Below are 14,897 nucleotides of genomic sequence, written 5' to 3'. Positions count from 1 at the left end.
TTTTATATTGAAATTGCTGCAGAGTAATGAGCTGACGAGTCAAATCATCATTCATAATACAGCAAACGTACTATTAAAGACAATTGCATCAACTGCAACGTCTTTCAAAAAATCGATAAAAAATTAAATCTTTGGAGGTTGCCAAATGTGGTCGTAAACCTGATAGGCAATATTGTTCTTATGAAAAAGAATCTTTTTGGAAAAATAGACAGGGATCTTTGAAGGAATTTCTAATAACGGTCCAATTTTAAAAGCGGTAACTGTTATTTGACAACAGCTGCAAAAGCAGAAAGGAGAACAGGCATCATCTTTCTCCGTAGAATGAGAACGCTCTCTATTCGGTGAAATTTCAGAATGATTAAGAGAAACCGACTGTGCATTAACATCACTGCAAGGCATTACCAATAATGCGATGAAGTAGATGGTCAATATGAGTCTTAAAAATTTCACCTGACAAATGTATAAAAAATAGTTCGCATACATTCAAATATCTCCTGCTTCAAATCAAATAACTTACTCTTGAATTTAATTTAAAATAAATGTAGATATTCTGTGTAATCGATTACTTTATATTGAAATACTGGTGGTTTTTGGTAATCAAAATGCATTACAAAACAGGTAAAATCATTAAAACGAGCTACTATAGAATGAAACACAATATTACATCTAACTGATTGTCAATATATAAAATAATAACCAATACACCCTTATCATATAATTAAAGATATGGTTGCATATGATTTAAAATCATTAGTTTTAAAACCCTATCCTGTCGTTTCAAAATAACGTCAGATTAAAACTTAAATTAATAATGGTCAGAAGTAAAATTGCATTTTTTATCGTCGGAACAGTCATTTCTATTTCCGTTCAGGCACAGCAAAATTTAAAATTAAATTATAACAAACCTGCAGAAAACTGGAATGAGGCTTTGCCCATCGGAAACGGAAAGTTGGGAGCAATGGTTTTTGGTGGCGCCATTCAGGAGCATCTGCAGTTGAATGAAGAAACCATCTGGGCTGGAGAACCCGGAAATAATGTTCCCAAAAATACATTTGACAGCATCCAGAAAGTTCGCAGGTTAATCAATGAAGGTCAGTTTGAAAAAGCGCAGGACCTTACCAATAACACTTACCCGAGAACTGCTCCGAAAGATTTAAATTATGGAATGCCGTATCAGACGATGGGCGATTTATTTTTAGATTTCAAGGGTCACGAAAATTTTAAGAATTATAACAGGACCTTAGACATTGAAAAAGCCATCAGCACAGTTTCTTACGAAGTGAATGGTGTGACTTTCAAACGTGAAATTTTCTCGTCATTTGCGGATAATGTGATTATGATCAAACTAACTTCCAGCAAAAAAGGAAGTCTGAATTTCAATCTCAATGCTTCCACCCCACATCTGAAAAAATCAATCTTTACTAAGAAAAACCAATTGGTCATCAATGGAACAAGCGGCTCAGCAGATAACAAAACAGGTAAAATTAATTTTAAAACCATCGCTCTTCCCATTTTAAAAGGTGGGAAACTGACCTCGACCGATGACCAACTGAATATTTCGGGTGCGGATGAAGTGGTCATTTATGTTTCTATCGCCACCAATTTTAAAAAATACAATGACCTTAGCGGAAATCCTGATGTGAGAGTTTCAGAGTATTTGAAATCAGCATTAAATAAAAAGTACGACGCTGAACTCAAGGCTCATATTGATAAATATCAAAAATATTTTAAGCGGGTCAGTTTAGATTTGGGGACAAATGAGCAGGCGAAAAAAACTACAGACGTCAGAATTAAAGAGTTTGGAAATTCCAGCGACCCGGATTTGGTGGCTCTGTATTTTCAGTTCGGAAGATATCTTTTGATTTCCTCGTCACAACAGGGAACGCAGCCCGCAAACCTTCAGGGAATCTGGAATTATCAATTAAATCCGGCCTGGGACAGTAAATACACAGTGAACATTAACACAGAAATGAATTATTGGCCGGCAGAAAACACCAATCTTTCCGAAATGCACGAGCCTTTGTTTGATATGATTCAGGATTTATCGGTTACAGGACAGGAATCCGCAAAAGAAATGTACCATGCAAGAGGCTGGAATATGCATCACAATACCGATTTGTGGCGAATTACAGGAATTGTAGACGGCGGTTTCTACGGAATGTGGCCAATGGGCGGAGCATGGCTTACCCAACACGTCTGGAACCACTATCTGTACACCGGAGATAAAGAATTTCTAAAGAAGAACTACGAAGCTTTGAAAGGATGCGCCTTATTTTATTTGGATGTTCTCCAACAAGACCCTTCGAAAAAGTATCTCGTGGTATCGCCTTCAATGTCTCCCGAAAACAAATACTTCAAAAATGTAAGCATCACGGCAGGAACGACGATGGACAACCAGTTGGTGTTTGATGTATTTAATAATTTCATCAATGCTTCAAAAGCTTTAAATCTGGACAAAAGTCTTTCGGATGAGATAAAATCGACTTTGAGTAAACTTCCGCCAATGCAAATCGGGCAACACGCCCAGTTGCAGGAATGGCTCACCGATATGGACAGAACCGATGATAAACACAGACATATTTCTCATCTGTACGGTCTGTTTCCATCAGGTCAGATTTCGCCGTTCAGAAACGCAAATTTAGCGGAAGCAGCAAAGAATTCTATGATTTACCGTGGCGATAAATCCACAGGTTGGTCAATGGGTTGGAAAGTGAACTGGTGGGCAAGATTATTGGATGGAAACCGTGCTTTTAAATTGATTTCAGACCAATTGACGCCAGCTCCGATGGAAAGCAAAGGACAATCCGGAGGAACTTATCCTAACCTTTTGGATGCGCATCCGCCGTTTCAGATTGACGGAAATTTCGGCTGTACTTCCGGGATTGCTGAGATGCTTTTACAAAGTTATGATGGCTATCTCTATCTTTTGCCTGCACTTCCAGATGCTTTACCAAACGGCTCTGTGAAAGGATTGAAAGCAAGAGGTGGTTTTGAAATCGATATGGATTGGAAAAATTCCAAACTGACAAAACTGACCATTAAATCTACTTTGGGTGGGAATGCGAGAATTAGATTGGCAAAAAATATACAGCTAAAATCAAAAACAACTTTCATCACCGCAAAAGGTGAAAACCCCAACGAATATTATCAGGTTAATTCCATTAAAACACCTTTAAAATCTGATCAAGCTGAAATGAAAGGATTCGCTGTTAGGGAAACTCAACTTTTTGATTTTAATACTGAAAAAGGTAAAACTTACATTTTTGATGTGAAATAATTTAATCTAAAACCTGAACTAAAAACTCCTGATAAATATTTTTATCAGGAGTTTTTGTTATTTAAAAAATACTCTTCATTAAATATATCAATGGAACTTTAAATAAATAATTGCAGTTCATTCTCTTTTCAAATTGACTTGATCATTTACCGCATTGTATAAAATCTTTGATTAAATCATCAAAATTGTAAATAATTGCCACAACCTATAAACAAAGTAAAACACGACTTCTAAACAAAGTTAACCTTTGCATACCAATCTAAATTTGTATCAACAAAAAACAGATTTATATGTCAAACAACAATTACCAAGGTGCATTACAGCAACCAATCAACTCAGGATTTAATGGGGCTTCAACTTCAATGGAAGTTATTAAAGGAATTGATCTTACCGGGAAAATCGCTATCGTCACTGGTGGTTATGCGGGGATAGGATTAGAAACCGTTAAGGCATTAACATCGGCCGGAGCAACGGTGATCGTACCGGCACGAGATACGGAAAAAGCAAAGAATAATCTGGCAGGAATCGCAAATGTGGAGCTGGAAACAATGGATCTGATGGATCCTGTTTCCATAGATTCATTTGCAGAAAAATTTATGTCATCTGAAAGACCATTACATGTTCTGATCAATAACGCCGGAATTATGTGGGTGCCTTTGCAAAGGGACAGTCGTGGTTATGAATCTCAATTATCAACAAATCATCTCGGTCATTTCCAATTAACTTCCAGACTATGGAAAGCCTTGGTTGAGGCCGAGGGCGCAAGAGTGATCAATATTTCTTCCTGGGGACACCATTATTCAAAATTCAATTTTGAAGATCCTAATTTTGAGAAAAGGGAATATGAAACCTTGCTGGGTTACGGTCAATCCAAGACTGCCAATATCCTGTTCTCGGTAGAGCTGGATAACAGAGGTAAAGATTATGGTGTAAGAGCTTATTCATTACATCCCGGAGCCATTGTAGAAACAGACCTTAAAAGACATCTTACAGATGAACAACTTTCCGGTTTAGGTGTTTATGATGAAAATGGTGACGTAGTAAGAGATGCGTTGAAAGGATTAAAAACAATTTCTCAAGGTGCTTCTACAACCGTATCGGTAGCCACCAGCCCGGATTTGAATGAAATAGGAGGCGTTTATTGCGAAAACAACAATATCGCGGAAGTAGATCACTCTATAGATGAAAGCCAGGAAAATTTTGCAGACAGAATGACGGATATTAAAAAATTATCAGGTGTTCTGGATTATGCCCTGGATGAAACATCGGCAAAGGAGCTGTGGATATTAAGTGAAAATTTAACCGGTGTTAAATTCATCATTTAGTATTTTCTAAAGACAGACAGTAACAGTTCAAACACAATCATATCAGGACAGAAAAATACTGCTCTGATATGTTTTTTGTAAATTTGATAGATTTAAGGTTTATGGCAGAAAAAAAACAAAATAACTATGCTGAGATCGTTCTTGCCTGCATAGAGGAAAAATACTTCAAAGATGAAATTGTCCTTGAGCACCATTCTGTTGTAAAGATCATCTCAGGTGAGATGAAGATCATCCTGGCAGACAAAACACATACTTTTGGATCCGGCGATATGCTGCTGTTTCCCAGAAATCAATTATGTACGCTGATCAAATATCCGAAAGATGGCAGAAACTACAGATCTGTGGTTATGACCCTGACCACCGAGAGGCTGAAGACTTTTTTTACTAAAAATCCCATCAGATCATCAGAACACCATAACCAGAAGATCCTCACCTTTGAAAAACATCCTTTGCTGGAAAGTTTTTTTTCCTCAATAATACCCTATTTCGAATTGGAAAGTGAACTGCCTGAAAAAATAACCGCTTTAAAAATAGAGGAAATACTGACAATCCTTCGCAATATCGATCAAAATATAGACGGTATTCTGGCTGATTTCTCAGAACCCGGAAAGATCAGTATTGCAGATTTTATGGAGAAGAATTTTATGTTCAATATGGCGATTGAAAAATTTGCTTATCTCACCGGAAGAAGCCTGACTACATTTAAAAAGGATTTTAAAATCGCTTTTAAAACCACACCACAAAAATGGCTTACCGAGAAACGTTTAGAACTTGCGTATTATGAATTGAGCGAGAAAAAAAGAAAACCTGTAGATGTATATTACGAAACAGGATTCGAAAACTTATCGCACTTTTCTTACGCTTTTAAAAAGCATTTTGGTTACTCACCTACAAAGCTTTCAGAAAAAAAGATTTAGAGCTTATCCGATCTTTACATTTATTTAATAAATGTTAGCCAATCCACCATCCAGCGGAATATTCGTTCCGGTAATGTAAGCCGCATAATCAGAAGCCAAAAAGGTTACAAGATGACCGTATTCTTCAGGTTTTCCCAAACGTTTCATCGGGATTTTGTTTTCTCTCGCTTTTCTAATTTCTTCAGGTGATTTTCCACTTTGCTCAGATTCAACTTTAATTAATTTCTGAATTCTTTCAGTATCGAAATAGCCGGTCAAAACATTATTGATAGTCACATTATGCTGCGCCACTTCATTAGACAAAGACTTCGACCAGGCCGCAACTGCAGAACGGATGGAGTTGGAAAGTACTAAATTATTGATGGGTTCTTTCACAGACAAAGAAGAAACATTGATGATACGTCCGTTCTTTTGTTCAATCATATAAGGTAATGCCAAAGCGGTAGTCTCGCAAACGGTTTTAAAAAGCAAATCAAAAGCTCTCTGAAAATCATCAACGCTTTTATCAACCGCCATTCCTGGCTCGGGACCGTTTGTATTGTTGACCAGAATATCGATATTATTGTCTTTAAAATAATCTGTAATAATCGTTTTAAAACTTTCAAAATCAGAAAAATCGGCAACGAGATATTGGTGTTTTTGATTTTGGTTAATGACAGGAAGTTCAGTAACAGATTTTTTAAGTTTCTCTTCATTCCGAGCCATCAAAGTCACGTTGGCACCACATTTTGCGAGTTCTGTTGCAATGCCCGCACCTATTCCCTGAGTTGCAGCGCCGACAAGAGCGTTTTTATTTTTTAGGTCAATATTCATAACGGATTATTTTTGAATTGTTGATGATTTCACCAAACTGTATTGAGAGATAAATTTACCAAAACATATGTTTAAAAAGAACAATCTGGCTGAATAATTTATCTATAACTGCAGTACAAAATAATGATCATTGTACAGCAAATTTCATTAAATTTATTGTTTAATTTAAGATGATGAACGACATTTTTAAAATGTTCAAAATCGATCTAGCTGAATCCCAAAGAATCAGCCAGTTAGACAATGAACCGCACAACCACGATTTCGAAGAATTACTCATTGGAAAATCAGGTCAGCTGGAACATTTTATCGATTTTAAATCTCAGGTAATGGACGCACCGTTCGTCAGCTTCATTGCACAGGGTAAAGTACATCGCGTGAGACCTTTGGCAAGAGATGGAAAATGTGACATCTGGGCCATTCGTTTTAAAAGTGAATTTATTGCTGATACGGTTTTTCAGCTCTACTCTACGTATCACGACAAGGCGAACATTTGTCTGAAAACGGATGAGTGTTTTGACAGATTGAATGTTATTTGTGAAATTATCTTTCAGGAATACAATCAACCAAACCCCGATTTGTCAGTTATCCGACAATTGCTCAGCAGTTTATTTACGATTATTGAGTCCGAACGAAAAAAGCTCAACCTCAATAATGATGAATCCAAAAAAATACAGAGCAATACGTTCAAGAATTTTTTGAAACTTTTGGATGAACATTTTATGGAAGCCAAAGATGTGAATTTCTATGCAGAGAAGCTTTTTATGAGTACAAGAAACTTGAATCTCATCTGTCAGGATATTTTGCATCAAAGCGTTTCAGAAATCATTGAAACCAGAAAACTAACGGAAGCTAAAAACCTTTTAATAACAACAGATAAGACGATTGCTGAGATCGGCTACGAGCTTGGCTTTAATGAAAAAACCTATTTCACCCACGCTTTTAAAAAGAAATCTGGCTTCACGCCTTCGGAATACCGAAAAGAAATGGCAAAGATCATTTCCTAAAATCACAACTATTCTGCCGATTTGTGTTATCTCTTCATATCGTTTGTTTCGGAAATTTGTACCATAATTTTTAAACAAACAAAAAATGAACACATCATTCTTAACAAAAGGATTAATCGCTGCAGCATTCGTAACAATGTTCACAGCCAAAGCACAAACTAAAAAGTCAGCTGAATCTGATAAAGCTTTAAAACAAATTAAAGAATTAGCTGCGTCCAACGAAATTATCGCTAAAAACCTAGCTACTTTCGACACTTTGGATTACACCGTATTCAGCAACAGAGACTGGACAAGACTTCACGAAAGCCACGCCAAAGATATCTTAGTACATTTCCCGGACGGACACACCGAAAAAGGAATTGAGCAACACATCAAAACTTTGGACGCAATGTTCGTTTACGCACCTGATACAAGAATCAAAGAACATCCGTTGAAATTGGGTAGCGGAAATATGACTGCCGTGATGGGTTATATGGAAGGGACTTTCACCAAACCAATGCCGCTTGGTGACGGAACATTCATCCAGCCAACAGGAAAAAAATTCAAACTTCCAATGGCAACCATCGGAATCTGGAACACAGACGGAACAATGAGCGAAGAGTATCTGTTCTGGGACAACAAGTCTTATATGGATCAAATTATGAACAAATAACAAATCTGTCTACAGGTTTTTTATGAATAGAAAAGATTTTTTAAAAGCTATGGCACTTTTACCACTTGGAGCCGCTGCGATGAAACTCAATACATTGCACAGTTTAACAGACAATCTGGCTCCCACAGAACGAATGCCGGTACTTTTTTTGGGGCACGGAAACCCGATGAATGCAATTGATGACAACATCTTTACACAGGGTTTCCAGGCTGTCGCAAAAACATTGCCGAAACCGAGAGCAATTCTTTGCATCTCTGCACACTGGGAAACCAAAGGAACATTTGTGACCGCAATGCAGCAGCCACAGACCATCCACGATTTTGGCGGATTTCCTCAGGCATTATTTGATGTGCAATATCCAGCGCCGGGAAGTCCGGATCTGGCTTTGGAAACACAGAAACTCATTACTTCGACACAAGTTGGACTGAATGAAGACTGGGGGCTTGACCACGGATGCTGGACAGTTGTAAAATTTCTTTATCCCAACGCAGATATTCCTGTTATCGAAATGAGTATGGACTATACCAAAGATCCTGAATATCATTATGCTTTAGGAAAAGAACTTTCAGCATTGAGAAGAAAAGGCGTCTTAATTATCGGAAGTGGTAATACCGTTCACAATCTAAGAATGGCCGCGTGGGATAAAATGATGGTTCCGGGATATGCTTTTGACTGGGCAACAACTGCGAATGAAAAACTGAAAAACCTCATCACAGATGGCGACCACAAATCCTTGATCAGATATGACCAGTTGGGAAAAGAAGTTCAAATGTCTATCCCAACTCCTGAACATTACTTACCTCTACTCTACACGTTGGGCCTACAAGAAAAAGATGAAAAGGCGACCATCTTCAATGACGGTCTGGTGGCAGGTTCACTGAATATGATGTCGGTAAAAATCGATAAAGCGTGATAAAAACAAAGTATGTTTGGGCGTTTGCTTTTTTAGCGTCCATAATTTTAATCAGTTTAAGTTTTAAAATGATAACAACAGACAAAAAACCGAGCTTACATTATTTGGTAAGACAACCCAAAATAAAAACGGAGAAAACACCATTGGTTATTTTAATGCACGGTGTGGGAAGCAATGAACAGAATATGTTTTCTTTTGCAGATGCTTTACCAGAAAACTTTTTGGTAGTTTCCGCAAGAGGACCTCTGACTTTGAGACCCAATGGCTATGCGTGGTTTCAGGCGCAGATCATGCCGGACCGTTCTATCATCAATGAGGAGCAGGCGGAAAATTCAAGAAAAGAAATCATACAGTTCATCGATGATTTGAAAAACGTGGAGGACTTCGATGAAGAGCAGGTGTATCTGATGGGATTCAGTCAGGGTGGAATTATGAGTTACAGTGTGGCTTTGACGGAACCAGAAAAAATAAAGGGAATCGCCGTGATGAGCGGAAGATTGCTTTCGGAAGTAAGACCATTGATCGTATCTGATGAAAGACTGAAAAAGCTGAACATCTTTGTTTCCCACGGAACACACGATTCTGTTTTGAAGTTTGGATATGCAACAGACGCCATAGATTATCTTCACAGCAAAGGTTTACAGCCTGAATTTCATCAATATCCGGAAGACCATACTGTTAACCAGCAGATGTTGGGTGACGTGGTGAAATGGCTTTCCAATCAGTCGAAATAATCTTAATTATAGATCAAAAAAACAGGAACAATTTAAATATCGTTCCTGTTTTTTTATAACTGACTTCATATTATTGAGCCGGATAAATTTTCAAATTCCTAAAATACCCTTCCGTTCCTATATCTACAAAAAGCCCTACAAAACCAGATGGTCCTGCGCCCATTTTCAGATCGTTCACGATGAGATTCGGTTGTTTTGCATTGTCAATGTAGAGTTTTGCTTTCGCCCCTTTCACTTCAATTTTAAGTTTTATCCAACGGTTCAAAGCCATATCCGCATAAGTTTCGTAAACGCCCGGCGCTGATTTCCTTGAATCGGTAAATTTAAAATCAGGATACGAAAAATACTGGATGCTTCTGTTTCGTCTTAGCTGGTCGTCTGCTATTCCGTTGGTCGGTCGGATGTATATGCTCTCAAATTTTGAATTATCATCATCAATTCTAAAAGCCAGACCGATAAATCCTCTGGCGTGCTCTGGCGCATCCGGAAGTAACCTTGAAAGAACTTCCACCTCAATTATTCCATCTCTGAATTTCAAATCATTCACTTTAGCATAGGTCGCTTCATCATCTTTGACAACTGCCTTCGACTTGATGACTTTCACCGCTTTCTTTCCTTCGATTTTTTCTATTGAAACTGAAGTTTGCACCGCTGTAAAATTTGATTCTTCAAGCTTGATATTCTGAGCGGAAATAGTGGATGTCGAAATCATTAAAGTAAGTAATAAAGATAAAGATGTTAAAGGCTTCTTCACATCTTTTTTAAATTTGATAAATCTTATCATATCTTAGTTTTAAAAAAAGCCGAAAAAATTCCGGCTCATTTTGTTATTTTGATTTGTTGTACATATATCTTGCAATCTTCCACTGTCCGCCAACTTTTTTCAAAACAAAAGTTTCCCTGAAATCATCCTCAACCGTTTGGTTGCTTGATTTGATGACAAAAGAACCCTTAGAAGTAGACGCTGCGAATGCGTAATCTTTATCAACAACAACCTCGCCAATTGTAACAGTCAGACTGTATTTAAAATTATCAAACACATATTGGAATGTTCCTTTTACCTGCTCAGAACCTGTTGCTGTTGGAGCACCGGGAGCCAACAGAACACCATCTGTTGTAAATAAGGACACAACTTTGGAAGCGTCTGAACTGTTTAATGCTGCAAAGTAATCTTTCACAAGCTTTACAACTTCCGTCTTATCTGAATTTGATTTTACAGAAACTGCTTTAGTATTTTGTTTTTGTGCATTCGTTGTGGATGAGAATCCCATTGAAAGTGCGAACACTGCAAGTGCAGTAATTGCTGTTTTTTTCATAATTTTTAAAATTAAATATTGAAACAAAACTAGTATTAATGATCCACAGAACTCCATAAACAAGCTTAAGAAAAACCCTTAAACTAGTTTAAGGGTTTATACAAATTGGATGGTTTTACTTAATTTGAATTACAAAGCTACATTTAAAACTTTTTCCTCGGAATAAACAAGACCTTCATAACAAGCGTTATAAATATCTTTCAACTCTTCAACGGTTGGTTTTCTAGGATTGAAACCTGTACAAGGGTCTAAAAATGCATTGTTTGCCATAAAGTCAAGATTTTTATCCCAGTCTTCACGAGAGATCCCGAATTCTTTGATCGCAGTTTGATTGTTAACTTCAGATCTCAGAGTTTCAATCGCCTGTGCTAACTCTTCAGTGGTTTCTTTACCGATCACTTTTGCTAAATCAGGAAAACGGCTGCTTTCTTTTGAGTTGAAACGAATCACATTCGGTAAGAAGATCGCATTACAAGCACCGTGTGGAACGCCAAACAAAGCACCAACCTGGTGAGATAATGAGTGAACAATTCCTAACCAAGCGTTGTTGAAAGCTAAACCTCCCATAAAAGATGCATCGTGCATATTCTGACGGGCCGCGATATTAGTTGGATTTTGTACCGCTTCTTTCAGATTGTCAAAAACGATTTTTAAACCACCTTTGGACAATGCATCTGCAAAATTATTGTCGATGTTTGAAACATAAGCTTCTACGCAATGCGTCAAGGCATCCAATCCTGTGTTTGATGTAACGTGAGCCGGCATAGATGCGCAGATCTCGCCGTCGATAATTGCAACATCTGGTGTCAATTCGTAAGAAACAATTGGATATTTCACGCCTTTATCACGGTCTGTGATCACGGCAAGACCTGTAGTTTCAGTTCCTGTTCCGCTTGTAGAAGGAATTGCGATAAATTTTGCTTTCTGGCGCAGTGTCGGAACACTGAAAGGTTTGATCATCGCTTCAAAATCTGCGTCCGGATATTCATAGAAAACCCACATCATTTTTGCTGCATCGATTGCTGAGCAACCACCAATACCAACGATCCAGTCAGGCTGGAATTCCTTCATCATTTCCGCACCTTTAAAACAGGTTTCTGATGACGGATCTTCTTCTACTCCTTCATAGATCTTGGTTTCTATTCCCGCTTCATTCAGATAAGCTACTGCTTTATCTAAAGTCCCGCTTTTTTTCATCGAGCTTCCTCCAGTCACCAAAACTGCTTTTTTACCTTTGATATTTTTTAATTCTTCGAGACTTCCCGCACCGTGGAATACTTCCCCTGCAATAAATAACTTGCTCATTCTGTATTATATTTTACTTTAAAATTATAGTACAAAGGTAGATCAGGCAGAAAGCGAGGTGTTATACAATTGGGTCTATCTGTTATAAATTTGAGCCAGTTCTTCCTGAAGCTCGGTCGGTGTTTCCTTTAATTTGGTCTTTACGAATTTATTCAATGCTGAAGGCGAGCTGAATCCCAATTCCAATGAAATCTGCTTGTGGGAAAGGTCAGAAAACAATAATAATCTTTTGATTTCTTGAAGAATACGGTTATGAATGGCATTGATCGCTGTTTCATCACAATGCTTCTTCGTAATATTGTTCAGCTTCTTGGTAGTGATTGCCAATTTTGAAGCGTAATACTGCACAGTTCGTTCAGTTTTATAGCGTTCGTTAAGCATTTTTTTAAATCGAATATATAAATTTTTATCCGTTTCGTGCTGTAAAACAGGATGCTGACCGTGAACCAACTCAATTAATCCAAGAAGGAAAATTTTGATATAAAAACGTGCCTGCTCTTTTCGGACAAGACTTGGGTCAAGATAAACGTTCTCAATATCAACGGTGAGCTTCTTTGACTTTTCAAATTCTAACGGTGATAGAAAGACACAATTGAGATGAGTCGCCAGATCAACATTGTAGGAAAGCAATTCATTTTTAAGAATATCAGAACAAAATAGGATTTCCTCAAACAAAATAATTTTACCGGAGATATCTGAGGAAACTGAAGTGATAAAAGAAATCTGTTCGGGAAAAATAATCGATATTTTACCTGAATTGAGTTTGAAGGTCTGATCTTCGATCTGAAGTCCAAGCCCTCCTGATTCTACCATCAGAATACAAAAGTGATCTTTCTTATGAGGTTCAAGATAATCTTTAAGATTCGATTGATTCAGATCAAAAACCCTGAAAGACAAATTCTGATCTTCTGGTTTTTGTATATTTTTCTTTATTTCTAAACGTTCCAAATTCTAAATTTTAATCATTAATCGTTAGCAAGGTCATTTCTTTTTGACGATATTTTTCCTCACTTTACTTAGAAATTCTGAGGTGATTCCCAGATAGGAAGCAATCTGTGTGTTTGGTAATCTTTTGATCAATTCAGGGAAATCTCGTTGAAAATTAAGGTATCTTTCCTCAGCCGTAAAACTGATGCTCTGTAAAATTCTGTCCTGAAAATTGATAAATTTTCTTTCGTTAATAATCCTGAAATTCCGGTCGAACTTATGATAATTGATATATAAATAAAGCAGGTCTTCGTGAGTGATCTGAAGAACTACAGACGGTTCAAGAGCTTCGATGTTTAGTCTGCTCGGTTTTTCATCATAAAAACTTTGAATATCGGCAATCCATTCATTCTCTATAGCGAACTGTAGATTGTGTTCTTTAAAATTGGAATCCACTGCATACATTTTGAAACATCCGGAAACCACAAACGAAATATGTCTACAGACATCACCTTCCTGCAGCAGAACACCTTTTCTTTTTAGTACTTTCTTTTTGAAAAGCCTTCTAACCTCTTCCTCCTCACTTTCGTTCAAAGGAAAAGAATTGTTGAAGCTGCCAATCAATACATCCAATGGGTTTTCTAAATTTTGACTTCTATCCAAAGTGTTATTTTTTTTAAATATATGTAAAGATATTATTTTAGAATCATCTCAAATTTGAAAGTAGAAAAATCAAAAGACATCTAAAATCAGATGTCTTTTGAAAATATGTAAAAATTAATCAAAAAAATTGATCCAAATCTAAAACGCACTGTCTACAACTCCCCCATCAACACGAAGTGCTGCGCCAGAGGTAGCCGAAGAAAGTGGACTCGCCACATATACGACAAGATTAGCAACTTCTTCAGTTGTAGCCCATCGTTCAATCACAGACGAAGGTCTCTTTTCTTTAATAAAATCTAATTGAGCCTGCTCAACAGAGATTCCTTTTTCTGCTGCGATCTTATCAAACATCTTTTCTGTTCCTTCAGCTAAAGTAGGACCTGGCAATATAGCATTAACTGTTACATTCGTTCCCTTCATCAGCTTAGCAAGACCTCTGCTTAAAGCCAAATATGCTGTTTTCGTTACCCCGTAAAGAATCATATCTTCCGGAATATTGATGGCAGATTCACTGGAAATAAAAATAATTCTTCCCCAGTTTTTACTTTTCATTAATGGAGCATAATGACGTGACAATCGTACGCCACTTAGAACATTCACCTCAAAATCGTTGAGCCATTCCGCATCCTCTGTAGTTTCAAAAGGCTGATCGCCATAAACACCGACATTGTTGACCAAAATATCTATTTCGGGCAAAGCTTTGATCAAATTATTAACTTCAGAAACCTTAGAGAAATCTGCAGTAATTCCTTCTACAATTGCATCCGGAACTTCCTTCTTAAGTCTGGCAATCGCTTCATTTATTTTCTCATCTGTTCTTCCATTGATGTAAACGGTGGCTCCTTCACGAAGAAGTCCCAGAGCAATCCCAAAACCAATTCCACCTGTAGATCCTGTGACCAGAGCTTTCTTTCCTTTTAACTGTAAATCCATTTTAATTTTAAAATATTAAAGAGTACATCTTCTGTATAAAGTGCAATTTTCAAAGTTCCACTAAAAACAGAAGATATACCCATAACATAGTTGAAGAATTTAGCTTAAACTAGTGTAA

15 protein-coding genes are annotated in these 14,897 nt (G+C 37.2%); 7 read left to right on the top strand and 8 right to left on the bottom strand.

Annotated elements, in window-relative coordinates; genetic code table 11:
* Positions 1-123 precede the first annotated feature (123 nt).
* Positions 124-450 carry a DUF6660 family protein gene (locus tag BM371_RS01875; protein ID WP_117601829.1) on the bottom strand — a complete coding sequence of 109 codons (327 nt, stop codon included), beginning with the start codon at positions 448-450 and terminating at the stop codon, positions 124-126.
* A gap of 361 nt (positions 451-811) precedes the next feature.
* Here BM371_RS01875 and BM371_RS01870 point away from each other — a divergent pair, with 361 nt between their 5' ends.
* The 3 genes from BM371_RS01870 (at position 812) to BM371_RS01860 (ending at position 5,519) form a co-directional block, all read left to right on the top strand.
* The gene (locus BM371_RS01870; RefSeq protein ID WP_034675138.1) at positions 812-3,277 is read left to right on the top strand and encodes a glycoside hydrolase family 95 protein; all 2,466 of its coding nucleotides are present in this window, start codon (positions 812-814) and stop codon (positions 3,275-3,277) included.
* Between the two features lie 290 nt (positions 3,278-3,567).
* Positions 3,568-4,602, top strand: coding sequence for an SDR family NAD(P)-dependent oxidoreductase (locus tag BM371_RS01865; protein ID WP_034675135.1), 1,035 nt, complete (start codon positions 3,568-3,570; stop codon positions 4,600-4,602).
* Positions 4,603-4,703: 101 nt separating this feature from the next.
* On the top strand, positions 4,704-5,519 hold the full coding sequence (locus BM371_RS01860; RefSeq protein ID WP_034675134.1) for an AraC family transcriptional regulator: 816 nt from the start codon (positions 4,704-4,706) through the stop codon (positions 5,517-5,519).
* Positions 5,520-5,543: 24 nt separating this feature from the next.
* Here BM371_RS01860 and BM371_RS01855 read toward each other — a convergent pair whose 3' ends face one another.
* On the bottom strand, positions 5,544-6,332 hold the full coding sequence (locus BM371_RS01855; protein WP_034675131.1) for an SDR family oxidoreductase: 789 nt from the start codon (positions 6,330-6,332) through the stop codon (positions 5,544-5,546).
* Between the two features lie 170 nt (positions 6,333-6,502).
* Here BM371_RS01855 and BM371_RS01850 point away from each other — a divergent pair, with 170 nt between their 5' ends.
* From BM371_RS01850 to BM371_RS01835, 4 genes are all read left to right on the top strand, one after another.
* Positions 6,503-7,336, top strand: coding sequence for a helix-turn-helix transcriptional regulator (locus tag BM371_RS01850; RefSeq protein WP_228423568.1), 834 nt, complete (start codon positions 6,503-6,505; stop codon positions 7,334-7,336).
* An 85-nt stretch (positions 7,337-7,421) separates the two neighbouring features.
* Positions 7,422-7,988: an ester cyclase gene (locus BM371_RS01845; RefSeq protein WP_034675128.1), complete on the top strand. Its 567-nt coding sequence runs from the start codon at positions 7,422-7,424 to the stop codon at positions 7,986-7,988.
* Between the two features lie 79 nt (positions 7,989-8,067).
* Positions 8,068-8,901 carry a 4,5-DOPA-extradiol-dioxygenase gene (gene ygiD, locus BM371_RS01840; RefSeq protein ID WP_034677247.1) on the top strand — a complete coding sequence of 278 codons (834 nt, stop codon included), beginning with the start codon at positions 8,068-8,070 and terminating at the stop codon, positions 8,899-8,901.
* Positions 8,902-8,969: 68 nt separating this feature from the next.
* Complete coding sequence (locus tag BM371_RS01835; protein WP_034675125.1) at positions 8,970-9,635, top strand: alpha/beta hydrolase; 666 nt, start codon at positions 8,970-8,972, stop codon at positions 9,633-9,635.
* Between the two features lie 70 nt (positions 9,636-9,705).
* Here BM371_RS01835 and BM371_RS01830 read toward each other — a convergent pair whose 3' ends face one another.
* The 6 genes from BM371_RS01830 to BM371_RS01805 form a co-directional block, all read right to left on the bottom strand.
* Positions 9,706-10,419: a DUF1080 domain-containing protein gene (locus BM371_RS01830; protein ID WP_228376723.1), complete on the bottom strand. Its 714-nt coding sequence runs from the start codon at positions 10,417-10,419 to the stop codon at positions 9,706-9,708.
* Between the two features lie 43 nt (positions 10,420-10,462).
* Positions 10,463-10,951, bottom strand: coding sequence for a YybH family protein (locus BM371_RS01825; RefSeq protein WP_034675123.1), 489 nt, complete (start codon positions 10,949-10,951; stop codon positions 10,463-10,465).
* 129 nt (positions 10,952-11,080) lie between these two features.
* Positions 11,081-12,256 carry an iron-containing alcohol dehydrogenase gene (locus tag BM371_RS01820; RefSeq protein ID WP_051882719.1) on the bottom strand — a complete coding sequence of 392 codons (1,176 nt, stop codon included), beginning with the start codon at positions 12,254-12,256 and terminating at the stop codon, positions 11,081-11,083.
* 75 nt (positions 12,257-12,331) lie between these two features.
* On the bottom strand, positions 12,332-13,204 hold the full coding sequence (locus BM371_RS01815; protein WP_034675121.1) for a helix-turn-helix domain-containing protein: 873 nt from the start codon (positions 13,202-13,204) through the stop codon (positions 12,332-12,334).
* A gap of 33 nt (positions 13,205-13,237) precedes the next feature.
* Positions 13,238-13,846 (bottom strand): Crp/Fnr family transcriptional regulator, encoded by a 609-nt coding sequence (locus tag BM371_RS01810; protein ID WP_228376722.1) that lies wholly within the window; start codon positions 13,844-13,846, stop codon positions 13,238-13,240.
* A 138-nt stretch (positions 13,847-13,984) separates the two neighbouring features.
* Entirely contained in the window at positions 13,985-14,779 is a 795-nt protein-coding gene (locus BM371_RS01805) for an SDR family NAD(P)-dependent oxidoreductase (protein WP_177225336.1), read from the bottom strand.
* Positions 14,780-14,897: the final 118 nt, after the last annotated feature.

The sequence above is a fragment of the Chryseobacterium formosense genome (assembly GCF_900116415.1).
In the GTDB taxonomy this organism is placed as follows: domain Bacteria; phylum Bacteroidota; class Bacteroidia; order Flavobacteriales; family Weeksellaceae; genus Chryseobacterium; species Chryseobacterium formosense.
This window is presented reverse-complemented; position numbering and strand designations above follow the sequence as displayed.

What these genes read in the sequence shown, in the direction of transcription:
- BM371_RS01870 (WP_034675138.1), top strand. Translation starts at nt 812, where the DNA reads ATGGTCAGAAGTAAAATTGCATTTTTTATCGTCGGAACAGTCATTTCT.
- BM371_RS01865 (WP_034675135.1), top strand. Translation starts at nt 3,568, where the DNA reads ATGTCAAACAACAATTACCAAGGTGCATTACAGCAACCAATCAACTCA.
- BM371_RS01860 (WP_034675134.1), top strand. Translation starts at nt 4,704, where the DNA reads ATGGCAGAAAAAAAACAAAATAACTATGCTGAGATCGTTCTTGCCTGC.
- BM371_RS01855 (WP_034675131.1), bottom strand. Translation starts at nt 6,332, where the DNA reads ATGAATATTGACCTAAAAAATAAAAACGCTCTTGTCGGCGCTGCAACT.
- BM371_RS01850 (WP_228423568.1), top strand. Translation starts at nt 6,503, where the DNA reads ATGATGAACGACATTTTTAAAATGTTCAAAATCGATCTAGCTGAATCC.
- BM371_RS01845 (WP_034675128.1), top strand. Translation starts at nt 7,422, where the DNA reads ATGAACACATCATTCTTAACAAAAGGATTAATCGCTGCAGCATTCGTA.
- ygiD (WP_034677247.1), top strand. Translation starts at nt 8,068, where the DNA reads ATGAAACTCAATACATTGCACAGTTTAACAGACAATCTGGCTCCCACA.
- BM371_RS01835 (WP_034675125.1), top strand. Translation starts at nt 8,970, where the DNA reads ATGATAACAACAGACAAAAAACCGAGCTTACATTATTTGGTAAGACAA.
- BM371_RS01830 (WP_228376723.1), bottom strand. Translation starts at nt 10,419, where the DNA reads ATGATAAGATTTATCAAATTTAAAAAAGATGTGAAGAAGCCTTTAACA.
- BM371_RS01825 (WP_034675123.1), bottom strand. Translation starts at nt 10,951, where the DNA reads ATGAAAAAAACAGCAATTACTGCACTTGCAGTGTTCGCACTTTCAATG.
- BM371_RS01820 (WP_051882719.1), bottom strand. Translation starts at nt 12,256, where the DNA reads ATGAGCAAGTTATTTATTGCAGGGGAAGTATTCCACGGTGCGGGAAGT.
- BM371_RS01805 (WP_177225336.1), bottom strand. Translation starts at nt 14,779, where the DNA reads ATGGATTTACAGTTAAAAGGAAAGAAAGCTCTGGTCACAGGATCTACA.